The sequence below is a fragment of the Serinicoccus hydrothermalis genome (assembly GCF_001685415.1).
GTDB classification, from domain to species: domain Bacteria; phylum Actinomycetota; class Actinomycetes; order Actinomycetales; family Dermatophilaceae; genus Ornithinicoccus; species Ornithinicoccus hydrothermalis.
In genome coordinates this window covers 1,824,727-1,841,050 of the sequence record NZ_CP014989.1, presented here as the reverse complement: position 1 = coordinate 1,841,050, position 16,324 = coordinate 1,824,727, and the positions used below count along the sequence as shown (strand labels likewise).

The window sequence follows — 16,324 nt, the reverse complement described above, 5'->3', positions numbered from 1 at the left end:
CGGCGACTCTCCATCTGCGGCTAGCAGCGATGAGGCCACCATGACGGCAAGCGCTGCGACGCGTGAGGGGTATTTGGCCGAGCTCGCGGTGATGTACGGGATCGAAGACCCCCCTGAGGTGGAAGTCGTCCGCGAGAGGGCCCCAGGTGACGAGGGGCTGCAGATGATCGGGGAGTGTCTGCAGGAGCGAGGTTGGCCCGTGGGCATCGAGGGTGCCGGATTCACCATCCGCGAGGTCCCGGTCGAGCAGCAGGGCGCCCTGGACCTCGATCAGTACATCTGTGATGCTCAGTATCCGATAGCCGCCGAGTACGCCGAGTTGTCTGCGGAAGATTCGCTCACGGCCCACTACGAGTATCTCGTCGAGGAGTATGTGCCGTGCGTGGCAGAGTTCGGTTTTACGGTCAGTACCCCGCCCTCACTAGAGACTTATCTAGCTGAGCAAGGCCTCGGATGGGTACCTGGGTCCGATGTTTACGACCAGGTCGCGGCAAGTGAGGTCGGGTGGTCGGAAGTGGAGGAACAGTGCCCGCAGAATGCGGCTATCGAGTAGTCCAGACGAGGCCGATGTCGCCTGGGATGCGGGAAGGGTGTGACGTCGCTGGCAGGGTCGTTGCTGCTGCGCTCTTCCACTGTTGCGCGCTAGCTAGAGCACCACCCTGTGCTACTCAGCTCAGAGGACGTGCTCGGTGGACCTAAATGGGCCGATTGTAAAGATTTCGCAAGAGATGCGGTATAGCTGTTGCGGCACCAACCGAAAACTCATAGCGTAAATGCCCACGCTGCGGGCACAGGGGCCTGTAGCACCGATGGAAGGCTGGGGCGCATGAGGATCACACGAAAGATTGCGGCAGCAGCGGCGGCACTGGCCGTCGTGGGGGCTACGGCTGGTCCGGCGGCCGCAGCGACCGTGCAGTACGGGTCGTTCATCTGCGGATCACCGCGACAGCTCATCATCTCGTCCGACACGGTGGGGACCACCCAGCACGAGGCAAACGGCCGGATTTGGGAGAAGGGGTGGGTCGACCATCCCAACACCCGCCGATCGACCTGGACGAACAAGTCCAGCGGCGCCAGTGCGTCCATCTACTCCAGCAACGTCATCATCAGCACGCCTGGGCACCGCCGGTTCTACTGCGCGTGAGGTAGTCATGGCACTCCAGTCAGGAGTAGGCCAGTCCTTGCGGGTGATAGGAGCGACGGCCGCTGCTGCGTTGCTTGCTTCCTGCACGCCAGCCTCGGAGACCGACGTCGCCGCGCCGTCGAGTGATGATCCAGATGATCGCGGTGTCTCACGTGAGGAACAGATGCGGTCCATAGCGGAGATGTATTCGGTGCCGAGCGAGCTGCTTCCTGAGGACGTCGAGCTGGTGCGGTATGTGACACCGGAGGAGCAGTTCGACCTCAAGGCGGACTGCCTCGAGCAGGAGGGGTTTCCTCCGATCCGCGAGGGGGGCGAGATCTCCTACATCCCGGGGGAGGACCAGATGATGGCCTTCGCCGTGGCGAACTACGTGTGCGTGGGCCGGTACCCGATCGACTTCGCCTACACCCAGCCGTTGACGGATGCCCAGTGGACTCGGGTGTACGAGCACCAGGTCGAGGTGACGGTGCCGTGCATCCGCGAGCTGGGATATGAGGTAGCCGACCCGCCGACGCTGCAGACGTATCTGGACACCGGGCCGGAGTCCCGGTGGAACCCGGTGGCGGAGGTGGAGCAGCAGGTCACCGAGGACGCTCTGTCGACCGGTCGATGGGACTCATTCGAGGAGTTCTTGGATGCGTGCCCGCCCTCGCCTCCAGCCGATGAGCTCCGGGGCGGCGGGTGAGGCTCGGCGGTGGGTCACGGGCAGGTGTGTGCGACCTGATGCGGAAGGTCGTGGGTGAGAGGATCCGTGGATGGTGAGCAACGGGGGCATCAATCGGGGCGCGTGGACCATGGTCCTGGTACTCGTGCTGTGTGTGCTGGTGGGTGCCGCGGTTTGGTGGGCGTCGCGGGCGACGTTGCCGGACAGCTCGGTGGGCGAGTCGAGCTCGCCGGCCGCCGGTGAGGTGGTGTGGGGTGAGGTGGTGCCGGGGTCGGTGGGGCGGTCGTTGCCGTTGTCGACCACAGTGCGACAGCCGGTGGGGGTGGTCGCGGTGAACGGGTTGTCTGGGGTGGTGACCTCGACGTCGCCGGGCCGGGTGGAGTCCGGTGGTGTGGTGTACGTGGTGGGGCGGACACCGGTGAGGGTGGTGCAGGCGCAGGAACCGTTCTGGCGGGAGCTGTCGCAGGGTGTGCGCGGTGAGGACGTGGCCGCGTTGCAGGAGCTGCTCATCGCCGGGGAATACCTGGACGCTGAGGCCGATGGTGACTTCGGCCAGGCAACTGAGGATGCGGTCAAGGCGTGGCAGGAGGAGCAAGGACTGCCGGAGTCTGGGCTGGTAGGCCTGGGGGAGCTGGTCGCGGTGCCGGACCTGCCGGTCACGGTCACGGTCGGTGAGGCGATCAGCGTGGGGGCCCAGGTGTCGGGTGGTGAGGACGCGGTGCTGGCGCCGACGGGGGAACGGGACTTCGTGCTGGTGGTGACCGCGGAGCAGGCCCGGTTGATCCCGGCCGAGGCGACCGTGGAGATCAGCTTCGAGGACCAGCAGTGGACGGGGGTGATCGCCGGGTCGCAGGTGGACGAGTCGGGGTCGACGGTGTTCGAGCTGACCGCGCCGGACGGTGGGCCGGTGTGCGGGGAAGAGTGTGGGGTGCTGCCGGGGGATGAGCAGGTGACGGTGCGCTCTGAGGTGGTGGTGGTGCCGCGGGTGGAGGGGTGGAGCGTGCCGGCGGCGGCGGTGCGGACCCGCGCGGATGGCAGCGCGTTCGTCAGGACCCAGGACGGGCAGGTGGAGGTGGTGGTGGCCGGCTCGGGGCAGGGAATCGCGGTCGTCGAAGGTGAAGGGCTCGAGGAGGGGTTGCGGGTGCTGGTGGCCGGGGACCCGGAGCAGGTGCCGAGTGATGGTGCGGATCAGACCGGGGGAGGGTGAGCCGTGCTGGCCCTAGAGGGCGTGTCGTTCGCCTACGCGAGAGGTGCGGAGGAGCTGTTCGGGGGGTTGTCCCACGCGTTCACGCCGGGGGTGGTGACGGCGGTGACGGGCCCGTCGGGGCGGGGCAAGTCGACGTTGCTGTACGTGCTGGGGTTGATGTTGACCCCGTCGCAGGGGCGGGTGCTGCTGGACGGTGAGGCGGTCTCGGCCGCGCCGGATGCGGCGCGGGCGCGGGTGCGGGCGCACCGGATCGGGTTCGTGTTCCAGGATGCGGCGTTGGACCCGACCCGGACCGTGCTGGACTCGGTCATCGAGCCGGCGCTGTATGCCGGGTGGCGGCTGGGTGATGCCCGGGCCAGCGGCTCGGGGTTGCTGGAGCAGATGGGGGTCTCGGCGCGGGCGGGTCACCGGCCGGGAGAGATCAGCGGTGGGCAGGCGCAACGGGTGGCGGTGTGCCGTGCCCTGGTGACCGACCCGGTGGTCGTGCTGGCTGACGAGCCGACGGGCAACCTGGACCGGGACAACGCCGCCGGGGTGCTGGCCGCGCTGTCCGCAGCCGCCGACGGCCCCGATCAGGCGGCAGAGAATCCGGGGAAGGGGGCGGGCGAGGCGCCCGCAGGGGGTGGGTCTGGGGGGAGGACGGTGGTGATCGCCACGCACGACCCGTTCGTGCTGGACCATGCGGATGAGGTGCTCGCGCTGTGAGGTGGGTGCTGGTGTTGCGGGAGGCGGCCGCTACGGCGTGGGCGTCCAAGGTGCCCTCGGCGTTGGTCGGGTTGCTGGTCGCGGTGATGTGCGCGGCCACGATCGCCACCGTGGGCCGCACCGCCGCCGCGGAGCAACAGCTGACGGACCGGTTGGACGAGGCCGGGTCGAGGGTGTTGGCCGTCGCCGACGCCCGTGGTGAGGGTCTGCTGCCGGCGACGGTGGTGGACCAGGCGAGCACCTTGTCGACCGTGGAGCGCGGGGTGGGGACCCTGATCCCGGTCGATGTCGTCAACGGGGTCATCGGGCAGGGCGGGACCCGGGTGCCCGCGTGGGGGGTGCACGGTGACCTCGCCGCGGTCGCCGACCTGCAGGCAGGGCGCTGGCCCGGCCCGGGCGAGGCGATCGTCACCGACACCGCGATGACACGGCTCGGGATGGCCGACCCGGCCGGCTGGGTCGCGCTGGCCTCGACCAGCGAGGTCGACGACTGGTCCGTGGTCGGGACGTTCACCCCCAGGGACCCGTTCGGTGACTACGCCGCTGGGGTGTTGTACGTCGCGCCCGCCGACCAACCGGTGGACACCCTGCAGGTGGTGCTGACCGACGCATCGGCCGCGCAGGCCACCCAGGCCAGTGTCCTGGCTCTGGTCGACCCGCCCACCCCGGACGCGGTCACCATCACCTCCCCCGTCTCGTTGGCCGACCTGCAGGCCCAGGTCACCGGCGACCTTGCCGCGTTCGGCGCGACCCTGCTGCTCGGGGTGCTCGGCGGCGGGGCGCTGCTCGTGGCGATCGTCGTCCTGGCCGATGTCCTCGTACGCCGCAAGGACCTCGGCCGCCGCCGCGCCCTGGGCGCCACCCGGGGCACCATCATCACCCTCGTCATCGGCCGCACCCTGACCCCCGCCATCCTCGGCGCCGCCCTCGGGGCCGGCGCAGGGCTGGCCCTGGCCGCCCGCCTCGGCCCGGACACCGTCCCCCCGGCCGACTTCACCACCGGCACCGCCACCCTCGCCCTCATCGCCGCGACCACCGCCGCCATACCCCCCGCCCTGTACGCCGCCACCCGAGACCCCGTCCGCATCCTCCGCACCCCCTGAGGGAGCAGAACGCCGCTTGTGGCCGCCCTGACCATCAAGGTGGCCATCTTCTCGCTCATCCGCGAGAAGGGTGAGGTTCAAACCAATTGGTCTGTGAGGGTGCTGACGAGGGCGACCCAGCGGCTGATTTCGGCCTCTACACCGTCATCTGCGAGAGCCGGAATGACGAGGGCATCCCTTCCGTACCGCCTGCGACGGAGCCTTGGTCGCCGGGCACCTTCTGGGGCGCGTTGGTCCGGACAATCGCGAATCCGGACGCTCCTTGAGTGAGGGTCCTCGAGGCAGGGAGGGCTCCCGGCCACCCGGTCGGCCGAGGCATCTCCCCCCTCCGACGGAGGCGCCCCGGCCCGTGCCTGCCTAGGCTGGACCGCGGTGGTCCGGTGTCGTCGACGAGGGAGTGAGCCGTGATCGAGCGGGTCGAGCGCTGGTTCGGCGTCGAGGAGGCGTGGCAGCGCCCGGCGCCCGGTCCGCGCGAGCGACGGGCCGACCTCTGGTGGGCCCTGATCGCGCTCGTCGTCATCGCCCTCGGCCAGGAGCTCACCCGCTCGGTGGGGATGCTCGAGGACGAGCGGGGCGGGCCGTGGGCGCAGTACGCCGGCTTCCTCACCCTCGTCGCCATGGTCGCCGTCCGACGCCGCTACCCGGTCGCCGTCGCCCTGCTCGGCGGGACGCACATGATCGTCATGTCGGTGGTCATGCCGATGACCATGGCGCAGCTGCCGGTGCAGATGGTCTACTTCCTGCTCATCTTCTCCGGTATGGCGTGGGCCCGGAACCGCCGGGCGCTCATGCTCGCGATCGGCGTGGTCCTCGTGCAGCTCGTGCTGCTCTTCGCGTGGTCCTACGCGATCGGCTCGGGGCTGGACGAGATCCGCCGGAACCTCGGCGAGTCCGACATCCAGCAGGTCGGGCCGATCCCCCCGCTCGTCGCGATCGTGCTCTTCTCGGTGCTCGGCAACGTCATCTTCTTCGGCTTCGCCATCGGGCTGGGCCAGATCGCGTGGCGCGGCGCGCTGCGCCAGGCGCAGGTCGAGCAGCAGGCCGAGACCATCCGGGCGCAGACGGCCCGCCTCACCGATCAGGCGGTCGTCGCCGAGCGGCTGCGGATCGCGCGGGAGCTGCACGACGTGGTGGCCCACCACGTCTCGGTGATGGGTGTGCAGGCCGCCGCCGCGCGCCGGGTCATGGACCGGGACCCGGCGGCCGCCCGCAGCGCCCTCGGGGCCATCGAGCAGGCCTCGCGGGACGGCGTCGGCCAGATGCGGGACCTGCTGGGCACGCTGCGTGCCGGCGAGGACCAGGCCTCGACGGACCCGCGAAGTGCCGCGGGCGCCCGCTCGCCGCAGCCGACGCTGGCCGCGCTGCCCGCGCTGGTGGAGCAGGCCACGACCCCGACCTGCGCGGTCACCGCCGACGTGGTCGAGTCCACGTCCGGCGCCGCCGGCCGGGTGCCGCCGCCGGTCCAGCTGACGGCATACCGGATCGTGCAGGAGGCGCTGGCCAACGTGCGGCGCCACTCGACCGCGCGGCAGGCCCGGGTCGCGGTGCGGGTGGACGAGGCCGCGGGCACGATCGAGGTCGAGGTGGTCGACGACGGCTCGCCCCGCCCCGGCACGTCCGGCACCGGGCTGGGACTGCTGGGTATGCGCGAGCGCGCCCAGCATCTCGGCGGCGGCGTCGAGGCCGGCCGGCGGCAGGGAGAGCCCGGCTGGCGGGTTCGGGTGTGGCTGCCGATGGACGGGCGCCGCCCCCTGGCCGGGACGGCCGACGAGGACACCGCGCCGGACCCGGCCCGTGAGAGCGTGGGCCCGTGAGCACCCAGCCCCTCCGCCTCCTGCTCGTCGACGACCAGCCGCTGCTGCTCCAGGGCTTCGCGATGATCCTGTCGACCGAGCCGGACCTCGAGGTCGTCGGCCAGGCCACCGACGGCCGGCAGGCGGTCGACGCCGTGCGGGAACACCGCCCGGACGTCGTCCTCATGGACGTCCAGATGCCCGTGCTGGACGGCATCGAGGCGACCCGGCGGATCGTCGCCGACCACCCCGAGGTGCGGGTGGTCATCCTCACGACCTTCGACCGCGACGACTACCTCTTCGACGCGCTCCAGGCGGGCGCCAGCGGCTTCCTGCTCAAGAACGCCGACGCCGAGGACCTCGTCGACGCGGTGCACGCCGCGGCGGAGGGCCACGCCCTGCTCGCCCCCGAGGTGACGATGCGGGTCATCGCCCGGATGGCCGCCGGCGGCGGCCCGGCGGCACCGTCCCGCCCACCGGCGCCGGCCGAGGACGGCGACGCCCTGCCCGAGCTCACCGGTCGGGAGCGGGAGGTGCTCCGAATGATGGCCCGCGGCCTGTCCAACGCCGAGATCGCCGCTGAGGCCTTCGTCAGCGAGGCGACCGTCAAGACCCACGTCTCCAACGTCCTGGCCAAGCTCGTGGTGCGCGACCGGGTCCAGGCGGTCATCGCCGCCTACGAGGCGGGCCTGGTGCGTCCGGGGGAGACGGGCACCGCGGGCTGACCGGCGCCTCCCCCCTGAGGGGGAGCCGCAAGATCGGCGGCTCGGCTGATGCCGCGGACAGGCTCCTGCGCCTAGCGTGGACGGCATACCGACCGGCCCGCGCACCCGTGGACCGGACCACCCCACCGAGGAGGGACACGAGGTGCTGGAACTCGAGCGACTGACGCGGGCCTACGGCGAGCACCTGGCCGTGGACGAGGTCAGCTTCACCGTGCCGGACGGGCGCATGGTCGGCTTCGTCGGCGGCAACGGCGCCGGCAAGACCACGACGATGCGCATGGTCATGGGCGTCCTCGCCCCCAGCGCCGGAGGGGTGCGCTGGGACGGGGAGCCGCTGACCCGGGAGGACCGGATCCGCTTCGGCTACATGCCCGAGGAGCGCGGGCTCTACCCCAAGCAGCCGGTCCTGGCCCAGCTGACCTACCTCGGCCAGCTGCACGGGATGAGCGCGGAGCAGGCGCGGGAGCGCTCGCAGGACCTGCTCACCCGCTTCGGCCTGGGCGAGCGCCTCAAGAGCAAGGTGGAGGAGCTCTCGCTGGGCAACCAGCAGCGGGCCCAGATCATCGCCTCGGTCCTCGGCGACCCCAAGCTGCTGGTGCTCGACGAGCCGTTCAGCGGGCTCGACCCGGCGGCCGTCGACCAGATGAGCGAGCTGCTGCGCGAGCACACCTCCGCCGGCGTCCCGGTGCTCTTCTCCTCCCACCAGCTGGACCTCGTGGACCGGCTCTGCGACTCCATCGTCGTCCTGCACGGCGGCAAGGTCGTCGCCGAGGGCAGCTCGGAGGAGCTGCGGGCCAACGCGCCGCTGCGCTACCGCCTCACGATGGCGGGCGACACCGGCTGGGTGCGGGGTATGCCCGGGGTCGAGGTCATCGACCTCGACGGCCCCAGCGTCCTGGTCCAGCCCGAGGGCGAGGAGGTCGCCGAGCGGCTGCTCGCCGACGCCGTCGGCCGCGGCACCGTCCGCGAGTTCAGCCGGATCCGCCCGACCCTGTCCGAGATCTACCGAGAGGTGGCCGTCGCATGAACGCCACGACCGCACCCTGGATCCTCGTCGCCGCGCGCGAGATCAGGGTCAAGCTGACCGACAAGAACTTCCTCGTGGGCACCGGCCTCACGCTGCTGCTGCTCCTCGGCGCGATGTTCGTGCCCGCGCTCATCGGTGGTGCCACGTCCTCCTACGACGTCGCGGTGACCGACGACGCGGCCACCCAGATCGTCGCCGAGGCCGAGCAGTCGTTGCAGGCCGTGGACGCCGAGGCGCAGGTCACGCCGGTCGACGTCGACGACCGGGCCGCAGCGGAGACCGCGGTGCGCGAGGGCGACGCGGACGCGGCCCTCGTCGGCGAGCCCGGCGCCTGGGAGCTGCTGCACGACGGCGGGGCCCCGGCCGCGCTGGACGGCGCGCTCACCGAGGCGGTGCGCACCTCGGCGCTCACCACCAACGCCGAGGCGGCGGGCACGTCGGTGGCCGAGCTCACCTCGGGCAGCGAGCTCGCCCAGGTCGACCTCGCGCAGGACGACGGCGGGATGACCGGGCCGCTGGCCTACGTGCTGGGCTTCGCCTTCGCGATCCTGTTCTACATGGCCGCCCTCATGTTCGGCATGCAGATCGCCAACAGCGTGGTCGAGGAGAAGCAGTCGCGGATCATCGAGATCCTCGCCGCCAAGATCCCCACCCGCCAGCTGCTCATGGGCAAGGTGCTGGGCAACACGGTGCTGGCCTTCGGGCAGCTCGCGCTCATCGCCGCGGTGAGCCTCATCGGGCTGACCTTCGTCGACCTCGACGTCGCGCTGCCCGGCCTGACGCAGGCCATCCTGTGGTACCTCCCCTTCTTCCTCGTGGGCTTCCTCGCGCTGGCCTGCGTGTGGGCGGCCGCCGGGGCCCTGGCCTCCCGGACCGAGGACCTGCAGCAGACGACGATGCCGCTGACGATGGTCCTGGTCGTGCTCTTCATCGTCGGCATCAACCTCGACGGGCGCTGGCAGCAGATCTTCTCCTTCGTGCCCGTCGCCTCGACCTTCGTCATGCCGGTCCGGATCATCGAGGGCGACACGGCCCTGTGGGAGCCGGTCGTCGCGCTGGTGCTCGCGCTCGCCTTCTGCGCGCTGACCATCGCCCTGGGTGCGCGGCTCTACGAGCGGGCGCTGCTGCATACCTCCGGCAGCCTGTCGTGGCGCAAGGCGATGTCGCTGCAGGACTGAGGACCTCGCTACGCTGGCGGCGTGACCAGCACCGACGCACCCGGCCCGCAGCCAGACCCCTCCTCGTCACCGCTGCTCGTCGCGCTGGACGTCGACGGCACGATCGTGCACCACGACGGGCACCTGTCGCCGCGCGTGGCGGAGGCGGTCCGGGCGCTGGACGACCTGCCGCACGTCACCGTCGTCATCGCGACCGGGCGGTCGGTGATCTCCACGCTGCCGGTCATGGACGCGCTCGGGATCACGACACCGGGCCGGCCCGCGGTGTGCTCCAACGGCGCCGTCACCGTGGCGGTGGCCCCCGAGCGGACCGAGCGCTTCGACATCGTGGAGCAGGTGACCTTCGACCCGGCCCCGGCCATCGCGCTGGTGCGGACCCACCTGCCGAGCGCGCTGGTGGCGGTCGAGGAGATCGGCGTGGGCTTCAAGGTGAGCACCCCCTTCCCCGAGGGGGAGCTGTGGGGCGAGGAGATCGAGGTGCCGGTGGAGGAGCTGGCGGCGCGCCCGGCGACCCGCGTCACCTTCCGCGAGCCCACCCTCACCACCGAGGACTTCACCGAGCTCGTCGAGCGGATCGGGCTGCACGGGGTGTCCTACGCCGTCGGCTACAGCGCCTGGCTCGACCTCGCGCCCGAGGGCGTGTCCAAGGCCTCGGCGCTGGAGCAGGTGCGGCGCCGCCTCGGGGTCGAGCCGCACCGCACGATCGCGGTCGGCGACCAGCGCAACGACATCGAGATGCTGCACTGGGCCGCCGTCGGGTATGCCATGGGCCAGGCCCCGGTGGAGGTGCTCCGGGTCGCGGACCGCACCACGGGTGCGGTGGAGGAGGACGGTCTCGCCGACGCGCTCGCCGAGGTGCTGGACGAGTTCGCGTGAGCGAGCCCCTGCTCATCACCTCGCCCGCCAACGCGCGGCTCAAGGCGATCGCCGGGCTGCGGCGCCGTCGGGCGCGAGAGCAGGAGCGGCGCACCCTCGTCGAGGGCCACGACGAGCTGGTCCTGGCGCTGGACGCCGGGGTCGTGCCCGAGCTGCTGCTGCTGTGCCCCGAGCTCGCGCCCGCGGGGGCGGTCGAGGAGCTGGCCGGACGGGTGGCCGACGGGCCGACGCAGGTCGTCCACGCCACCCGCGCCGCCTTCGAGAAGGCGGCCTACCGCGAGAGCCCGGACGGGGTGCTGGCGGTCGTGGGGGCGGTGGGGTCTCGGCCCGCCGACCTGAGCCTGCCGCCGGACGCGCTCGTGCTGCTTTGCGAGGGCGTGGAGAAGCCCGGCAACCTGGGCGCCATGCTCCGGACCGCCGACGCGGCCGGGGTGGACGCCGTGGTGGCGGCGGACCCGGTGACCGACTGGGGCAACCCCAACACCGTGCGCGCCTCCAAGGGCACGGTCTTCTCCGTCCCCGTGGCCGCGGACGGCACGACGGTGACCCTGGACTGGCTGGACGGGCTAGGCATACCCCTGGTCGCGGCGACCCCGGACACCGAGATGGCCCACACCGAGGTGGACTACCGCGGCCCGGTCGCGATCGCCGTGGGCACCGAGAAGACCGGGCTCACCGACGAGGTGCTGCGGCGTGCGGCACACCGCGTGCGGATCCCCATGGTGGGACGCGTCAACTCCCTCAACGTCGCCACGTCGGCCGCGATCATCGTCTACGAGGCGGTCCGGCAGCGCGGCTGAGGTCGATGACATCCCCGAAACACGGGTGTGTCACGATGAACGGCATGCGGATCGACCACGTCAGCTATGCGGCAGGACCGGAGGGACTGCAGGCCACGGCCGAGCGCCTGGCCGAGCAGCTGGGGGTCAGCCCGCACGACGGCGGTGTGCACCCGAGGTTCGGCACCCGCAACGTCGTCATCCCGCTCGCGGACGAGCGCTACGTCGAGGTCGTCGAGGTGCTCGACCACCCGGCCTCGGACAAGGCGCCCTTCGGGCAGGCCGTCCGCGCCCGGTCCGGCAACGGCGGGGGCTGGATGGCCTGGGTCGTGGCGGTCGAGGACCTCAGCGCCGTGGAGGAGCGGCTCGGCCGGCCGTCGGTGGAGGGGCACCGGCACACCCCCGAGGGCATCCAGCTGCAGTGGCGCCAGATCGGTGTGCTCAACGTCATCGACCACGGCAACCGCCCGTTCTTCGTGCGCTGGGAGTCCGCGCCGGAGCACCACCCCTCGCGCCTGGAGCAGAGCACGACCCGCCTGACCGGCCTCACCGTCGGCGGTGACGTGCCCGAGGTCCGGGAGTGGCTGGGGCTCGCCGACGCCCGGCAGGGCGACTTCGAGAGCGACATCGAGTTCGGCTTCCTCGAGGACGACGACTGCCCGTGCCTCACCGAGGTCACCTTCGAGACGCCGCGGGGCAGCGTCACCATCTGAGCCGGCGTCAGCACGGGGGTCTGCCTCGCGCCCCGGTATGCCTGTGCAGGAACGGTGCGTCACATCCGTCGCCCTGACGACGGATGTGACACACCGTTCTCGCACCACCATGGCTGGTGGGTCCGGGTCAGTCTCCGAAGACTCCCCAGCAGAGGTGGTCGCGGCGTGCCTGGTCCTCGATGACGAGCCGGCGCAGCTCCTCCGGCACCTGAGCGCGCTGCCGGTCCCGCTCCCGCAGGCGCACCTCCTCGCGGGCCGCCGGCTCGACGGCGGCCATGGCCGCCCGGATCGCGTAGGCGGCAGCGCCCAGGTCGTGCTCGGCGACGTGCGGGACGGCTGCCGCCTGGCCCGCGGCATACGCGGCGAAGCGGGGGGCACCGGACAGCGGGCGAGCAGCACCCATCGCGTGCCCGGCGAGGGCTCGGGAGTCCATCATCCGCATCCGGCCGTCGGCCCAGGCCCGTGCGGCGGCGATCGCCTCGCGGGGCCGGGAGTCCTCGGGCGCCACGACCTCGAACAGCGCCAGAACGTGCTCGGCGCAGGACGCGGCCCACCTCGCCAGCAGCTGGTGGTGGACGTCGGTCAGCGTGCCGCCGCGACGGGTCGTGATGAGCCGCGGGTCCCGGACCGGGTGCAGGATCATGGGATCTCCTCGCTGTCGTGCGTGCTGGTGCACAAACGGTGCGTCACATCCGTCGTGCTGGCAACGGATGTGACGCACCGTTCCTGCACCAGGGTGCGAGGAGGCCTCCCTCAGGCCCGGCCGAAGCCCTTGAGCCGCAGGCTGTTGAGCACGACGAGCACCGAGGACAGCGCCATGGCACCGCCCGCGATGAGCGGGGTCAGCAGGCCGAAGGCGGCGAGCGGGATCGCCAGCGTGTTGTAGCCGAAGGCCCACAGCAGGTTCTGCTTGATGACCGTGAGCGTCTGCCGCGACAGGCCGATGGCGTCCGCGACGGTCTCCACGTCGGAGCGCATGAGCACGATGTCCGCGGACTCGGCGGCAACGTCCGTGCCCGAGCCCATCGCCATCCCGAGGTCGGCCTGGGCCAGCGCCGCGGCGTCGTTGACGCCGTCGCCGACCATGGCCACGACGCGTCCCTGACCCTGCAGCTCCTGCACCCGGGCGAACTTGTCCTGCGGCAGCACCTCGGCCATGACGTCGGAGGGGTCGATCCCCACCTCCTGCGCGACGGCCGCGGCCGTGCGCGCGTTGTCGCCGGTGAGCAGGTATGGCGTGAGGCCCAGCCCGCGCAGCCGCTCGACGGCGGCGGCGCTGGTCTCGCGCGCCGTGTCGGCCACCGTGAGGGCCGCCCGCGCGGTGCCGCCCCAGCCGACGAGCACGGTGGTGCCGTCGGCCCGCTCCAGGGTCTCGACGAGCACCTCGGGGACGACGTCGAAGAGGCTGGGCCGCCCGACGGTCACCTCGGTGTCCTTGAGCCTGGCGCGGACGCCCTCGCCGGGCAGGTTGACGACGTCCTCGGCCTGGACCAGGTCGATGCCGCGCTCCCGGGCGCCGTCGACGACGGCACCGGCCACCGGGTGCTCGCTGCCGGCCTCGACGCTCGCCGCCGCCTTGAGGGCGGCGTGCTCGGGCAGCGACCCGGCGGTGACGACATCCGTCAGCACCGGACGGCCGGTGGTCAGGGTGCCCGTCTTGTCGAGGACGACGGTGTCGACCCGGCGGGTCGACTCCAGGATCTGCGGGCCCTTGATGAGGATGCCGAGCTGGGCGCCCCGCCCGGTCCCGGTGAGCAGCGCGGTCGGCGTCGCCAGTCCCAGCGCGCAGGGGCAGGCGATGATGAGCACCGCCACCGCGGGCGCCAGCGCCTCGGTGAAGGTATGCCCGGTCACCAGCCAGAGCAGGAAGGTCACCGCCGCGATGACCAGGACCGTGGGCACGAAGACGGCCGAGATCCGGTCGGCGAGCCGCTGCACGGGGGCCTTGCCGGTCTGGGCCTGCTCGACCAGCTCGGTGATCCGGGCCAGGGTGGTCTCGGACCCGACCCGGGTGGCGCGGACGATGAGCCGGCCGTGGCCGTTGACGGTGGCCCCGGTGACCGTGTCCTGCGGGCCGACCTCGACCGGCATCGACTCGCCGGTGACCATCGAGGCGTCGATGGTGGAGCGGCCGGAGAGGATCGTCCCGTCGGTGGCGACCTTCTCGCCGGGGCGGACGACGAAGCGGTCCCCGACGACGAGCTCCTCGACCGGCACCCGGTGCTCGCTCGTGGCCATCGCACCGCCCCCCTCCTGGCGCAGCACGGCCACGTCCTTGGCGCCGAGCTCGAGCAGCGAGGTCAGCGCGGAGCGGCCCTGCGCCTTGGCCCGCGCCTCGATGAAGCGCCCGATGAGCAGGAAGGCGGTGACGACCGCGGCCGTCTCGAAGTAGAGGTCCGCGGTGAAGCCGGTGAGCAGCGCGAGGACGGACCAGCCGAAGGCGGCGGTGATGCCGACCGAAACCAGCGTGTCCATGGTGGAGGCGCCGTGCCGGGCGTTGATCGCGGCGGCCCGGTGGAAGGGCCACGCGGCCCAGAAGTAGATCGGGGCGGTCAGCACGAGCTGGAGCCAGTGGCCGCCCATCCCCAGGGCGTCGCGCACCGGCGGGACCATGTGGACGAGCACGACGAGCAGGGCGAGCGCGCTGGCCACGACCATCCGCAGCCGCAGCGAGCCGCTGCCGACGACGTCGTGGGTCATCGCCGGGGCCCCGCCCGGGCGACGGTCCTGCTCGAGGGGGGTGGCGCCATACCCGGTCTTCTCGACGACGCCGACGATGTCGGTCACCGACAGCGCGGAGGGGAAGGTGACGCTGGCCTTCTCGGTCGCGAGGTTGACGCTGGCCTGCACCCCCTCGACCTTGTTGAGCTTGCGCTCGATCCGCGCCGAGCAGGACGCGCAGGTCATCCCGCTGATCGCGAGGTCGACGTGCTGCGTCTCGCCGGGTGCGTCGGTGGTGCTGCTGCTCATCTGTGGTCCTCTTCCTGCCTCTCCTCGACCGGACGTCCGCCTGGTGGCCGTGGACTCAGGCCTGGGCGGTGTAGCCGGCCTCCTCGACGGCCGCCCGCGCGGCACCGAGGTCCAGCGGGCCGTCAGAGGTGACGAAGACGTCGGTGTCGCCGCCCTCGACGAGGTCGTCGACGCGCACCTCCAGCACGCCGTCGACCTCCTTCAGCTCCTCGGTCACGGACGCGACGCAGTGGCCGCAGGTCATGCCGGAGACGACGAGCTTGGTGGTCTGGTTGGAGACGGGGGTGTCGGTCATGGGGTTCTCCTTCGGGTGGTCGGTATGTCGCTGGTCGCGCCCGCGGGACGGTATGCCGTGACGCTGGGTGCCGGCTGGTCTCAGCTGCGGACGAGCCGGGCGATGGCGGCCGAGGCCTCGCGGACCTTCTCGTCCTTGGCCTCCTCGGACTCGGCGGCCGCGTCGACGACGCAGTGCCCGATGTGGTCCTCGAGCAGGCCCAGGCTCACCGCCTGCAGGGCCTTGGTCGCCGCGCTCACCTGGGTGAGGACGTCGATGCAGTAGGTGTCGTCCTCGACCATGCGCGCGATGCCGCGCACCTGGCCCTCGATCCGGCGCAGACGCTTGAGATATTGGTCCTTGGAGCCGGTGTACCCGTTGACAGCCATGATCCGATCATACCCCCAGTGGGTATCTATCGACAAGGCGCGGACATCATGATGCAAAACACATTGATGCTATGATGCAGCATGCGTACCACGATCACCCTCGACCCCGACGTCGCGGCCCTGGTCGAGCGGGAGATGGCCGCTCGCGACATCCGGTTCAAGCAGGCTGTCAACGACGCCTTGCGTCGGCAGCTCGGTGGCGAGGCAGGTGTCCGACCCCTGGTCGTCCCCGCCCGGGATCTCGGCCCGGTCTCGGTCGATCTCGGAGGAGCGAACCGCGTGGCCGACGAGCTGGAGGACGAGGCGCTGGTGCGCAAGCTGGCCGAAGGGCGCTGACCGTGCTCGTCGTCGACACCAACGTGTTGGTCTATGCCGCCCACGTCGGCTCCGCGCACCACGCGGTCACGGCGCGCTGGCTGGAGGACACGGTGAAGGGTCCACAGGTCCTGGCGGTGCCGTGGGTCGCGGCCCTCGGCTTCCTGCGCATCACGACCAACCCGAGGGTCTTCGCCGAGCCGTTCACGACCGATGAGGCACTGACTGCCCTCGACGCCTGGCTCGCGCACCCCGGGGTCACGGTCCCGCAGCCCACCACTCGTCACCCGCAGGTGCTCGCGGGACTGCTGCGGGAGTCGGGGACGGCAGGCAATCTCACGACCGACGCCCACATCGCCGCGCTCGCCGTGGAGCACGGAGCTGAGGTGGCGACCTTCGACCGCGACTTCGCGCGCTTCGGAGTCCGCGTGGTCGTGCCTGGTGAGGGCTGAGACCGCGCAC

19 protein-coding genes are annotated in these 16,324 nt (G+C 71.7%); 15 read left to right on the top strand and 4 right to left on the bottom strand.

Annotation, left to right across the window (positions count from 1 at the left end):
• The first annotated feature begins 40 nt into the window (after positions 1 to 40).
• The 13 genes from SGUI_RS08520 (at position 41) to SGUI_RS08460 (ending at position 11,914) form a co-directional block, all read left to right on the top strand.
• A complete protein-coding gene (locus SGUI_RS08520) occupies positions 41 to 553 on the top strand; it encodes a hypothetical protein (RefSeq protein WP_066638756.1) in 513 nt (170 codons plus the stop codon).
• Positions 554 to 826: 273 nt separating this feature from the next.
• A complete protein-coding gene (locus tag SGUI_RS08515) occupies positions 827 to 1,144 on the top strand; it encodes a hypothetical protein (protein ID WP_157621786.1) in 318 nt (105 codons plus the stop codon).
• 7 nt (positions 1,145 to 1,151) lie between these two features.
• The gene (locus SGUI_RS08510) at positions 1,152 to 1,829 is read left to right on the top strand and encodes a hypothetical protein (RefSeq protein WP_157621785.1); all 678 of its coding nucleotides are present in this window, start codon (positions 1,152 to 1,154) and stop codon (positions 1,827 to 1,829) included.
• Between the two features lie 70 nt (positions 1,830 to 1,899).
• Complete coding sequence (locus tag SGUI_RS08505) at positions 1,900 to 3,015, top strand: peptidoglycan-binding domain-containing protein (RefSeq protein ID WP_066638748.1); 1,116 nt, start codon at positions 1,900 to 1,902, stop codon at positions 3,013 to 3,015.
• Between the two features lie 3 nt (positions 3,016 to 3,018).
• Positions 3,019 to 3,720, top strand: coding sequence for an ABC transporter ATP-binding protein (locus SGUI_RS08500; RefSeq protein ID WP_066638745.1), 702 nt, complete (start codon positions 3,019 to 3,021; stop codon positions 3,718 to 3,720).
• Positions 3,717 to 4,823: an FtsX-like permease family protein gene (locus tag SGUI_RS08495; RefSeq protein ID WP_066638738.1), complete on the top strand. Its 1,107-nt coding sequence runs from the start codon at positions 3,717 to 3,719 to the stop codon at positions 4,821 to 4,823. The genes SGUI_RS08500 and SGUI_RS08495 overlap by 4 nt, the downstream gene beginning before the upstream one ends.
• A gap of 404 nt (positions 4,824 to 5,227) precedes the next feature.
• Positions 5,228 to 6,637, top strand: a complete 1,410-nt coding sequence (locus SGUI_RS08490; RefSeq protein WP_066638735.1) for a sensor histidine kinase — start codon at positions 5,228 to 5,230, stop codon at positions 6,635 to 6,637.
• The gene (locus SGUI_RS08485; RefSeq protein ID WP_066638729.1) at positions 6,634 to 7,341 is read left to right on the top strand and encodes a response regulator transcription factor; all 708 of its coding nucleotides are present in this window, start codon (positions 6,634 to 6,636) and stop codon (positions 7,339 to 7,341) included. The genes SGUI_RS08490 and SGUI_RS08485 overlap by 4 nt, the downstream gene beginning before the upstream one ends.
• Positions 7,342 to 7,483: 142 nt before the next feature.
• On the top strand, positions 7,484 to 8,368 hold the full coding sequence (locus tag SGUI_RS08480) for an ABC transporter ATP-binding protein (protein ID WP_066643065.1): 885 nt from the start codon (positions 7,484 to 7,486) through the stop codon (positions 8,366 to 8,368).
• A complete protein-coding gene (locus SGUI_RS08475) occupies positions 8,365 to 9,546 on the top strand; it encodes an ABC transporter permease (RefSeq protein WP_066638726.1) in 1,182 nt (393 codons plus the stop codon). Before SGUI_RS08480 ends, SGUI_RS08475 begins: the two co-directional genes overlap by 4 nt.
• A gap of 21 nt (positions 9,547 to 9,567) precedes the next feature.
• Positions 9,568 to 10,422 (top strand): HAD family hydrolase, encoded by an 855-nt coding sequence (locus SGUI_RS08470; protein WP_066638723.1) that lies wholly within the window; start codon positions 9,568 to 9,570, stop codon positions 10,420 to 10,422.
• The gene (locus SGUI_RS08465) at positions 10,419 to 11,222 is read left to right on the top strand and encodes a TrmH family RNA methyltransferase (protein ID WP_237141308.1); all 804 of its coding nucleotides are present in this window, start codon (positions 10,419 to 10,421) and stop codon (positions 11,220 to 11,222) included. The genes SGUI_RS08470 and SGUI_RS08465 overlap by 4 nt, the downstream gene beginning before the upstream one ends.
• Before the next feature lie 44 nt (positions 11,223 to 11,266).
• Positions 11,267 to 11,914, top strand: coding sequence for a VOC family protein (locus SGUI_RS08460; protein ID WP_066643059.1), 648 nt, complete (start codon positions 11,267 to 11,269; stop codon positions 11,912 to 11,914).
• Between the two features lie 127 nt (positions 11,915 to 12,041).
• Here the strand turns inward: SGUI_RS08460 and SGUI_RS08455 are convergent, their stop codons facing one another.
• From SGUI_RS08455 to SGUI_RS08440, 4 genes are all read right to left on the bottom strand, one after another.
• The gene (locus SGUI_RS08455) at positions 12,042 to 12,557 is read right to left on the bottom strand and encodes a putative immunity protein (RefSeq protein WP_066638721.1); all 516 of its coding nucleotides are present in this window, start codon (positions 12,555 to 12,557) and stop codon (positions 12,042 to 12,044) included.
• 110 nt (positions 12,558 to 12,667) lie between these two features.
• Positions 12,668 to 14,884 (bottom strand): heavy metal translocating P-type ATPase, encoded by a 2,217-nt coding sequence (locus SGUI_RS08450; RefSeq protein ID WP_066638720.1) that lies wholly within the window; start codon positions 14,882 to 14,884, stop codon positions 12,668 to 12,670.
• A 55-nt stretch (positions 14,885 to 14,939) separates the two neighbouring features.
• Complete coding sequence (locus tag SGUI_RS08445) at positions 14,940 to 15,179, bottom strand: heavy-metal-associated domain-containing protein (RefSeq protein WP_066638719.1); 240 nt, start codon at positions 15,177 to 15,179, stop codon at positions 14,940 to 14,942.
• Positions 15,180 to 15,259: 80 nt separating this feature from the next.
• Positions 15,260 to 15,547 carry a metal-sensitive transcriptional regulator gene (locus SGUI_RS08440; RefSeq protein WP_066638716.1) on the bottom strand — a complete coding sequence of 96 codons (288 nt, stop codon included), beginning with the start codon at positions 15,545 to 15,547 and terminating at the stop codon, positions 15,260 to 15,262.
• Between the two features lie 81 nt (positions 15,548 to 15,628).
• Here SGUI_RS08440 and SGUI_RS17665 point away from each other — a divergent pair, with 81 nt between their 5' ends.
• Together SGUI_RS17665 and SGUI_RS17660 are read left to right on the top strand one after the other, a co-directional pair.
• The gene (locus tag SGUI_RS17665) at positions 15,629 to 15,883 is read left to right on the top strand and encodes a hypothetical protein (protein ID WP_066638713.1); all 255 of its coding nucleotides are present in this window, start codon (positions 15,629 to 15,631) and stop codon (positions 15,881 to 15,883) included.
• Positions 15,884 to 15,885: 2 nt separating this feature from the next.
• Positions 15,886 to 16,314 (top strand): type II toxin-antitoxin system VapC family toxin, encoded by a 429-nt coding sequence (locus SGUI_RS17660; protein ID WP_066638711.1) that lies wholly within the window; start codon positions 15,886 to 15,888, stop codon positions 16,312 to 16,314.
• The last annotated feature ends 10 nt before the right edge of the window (positions 16,315 to 16,324 follow it).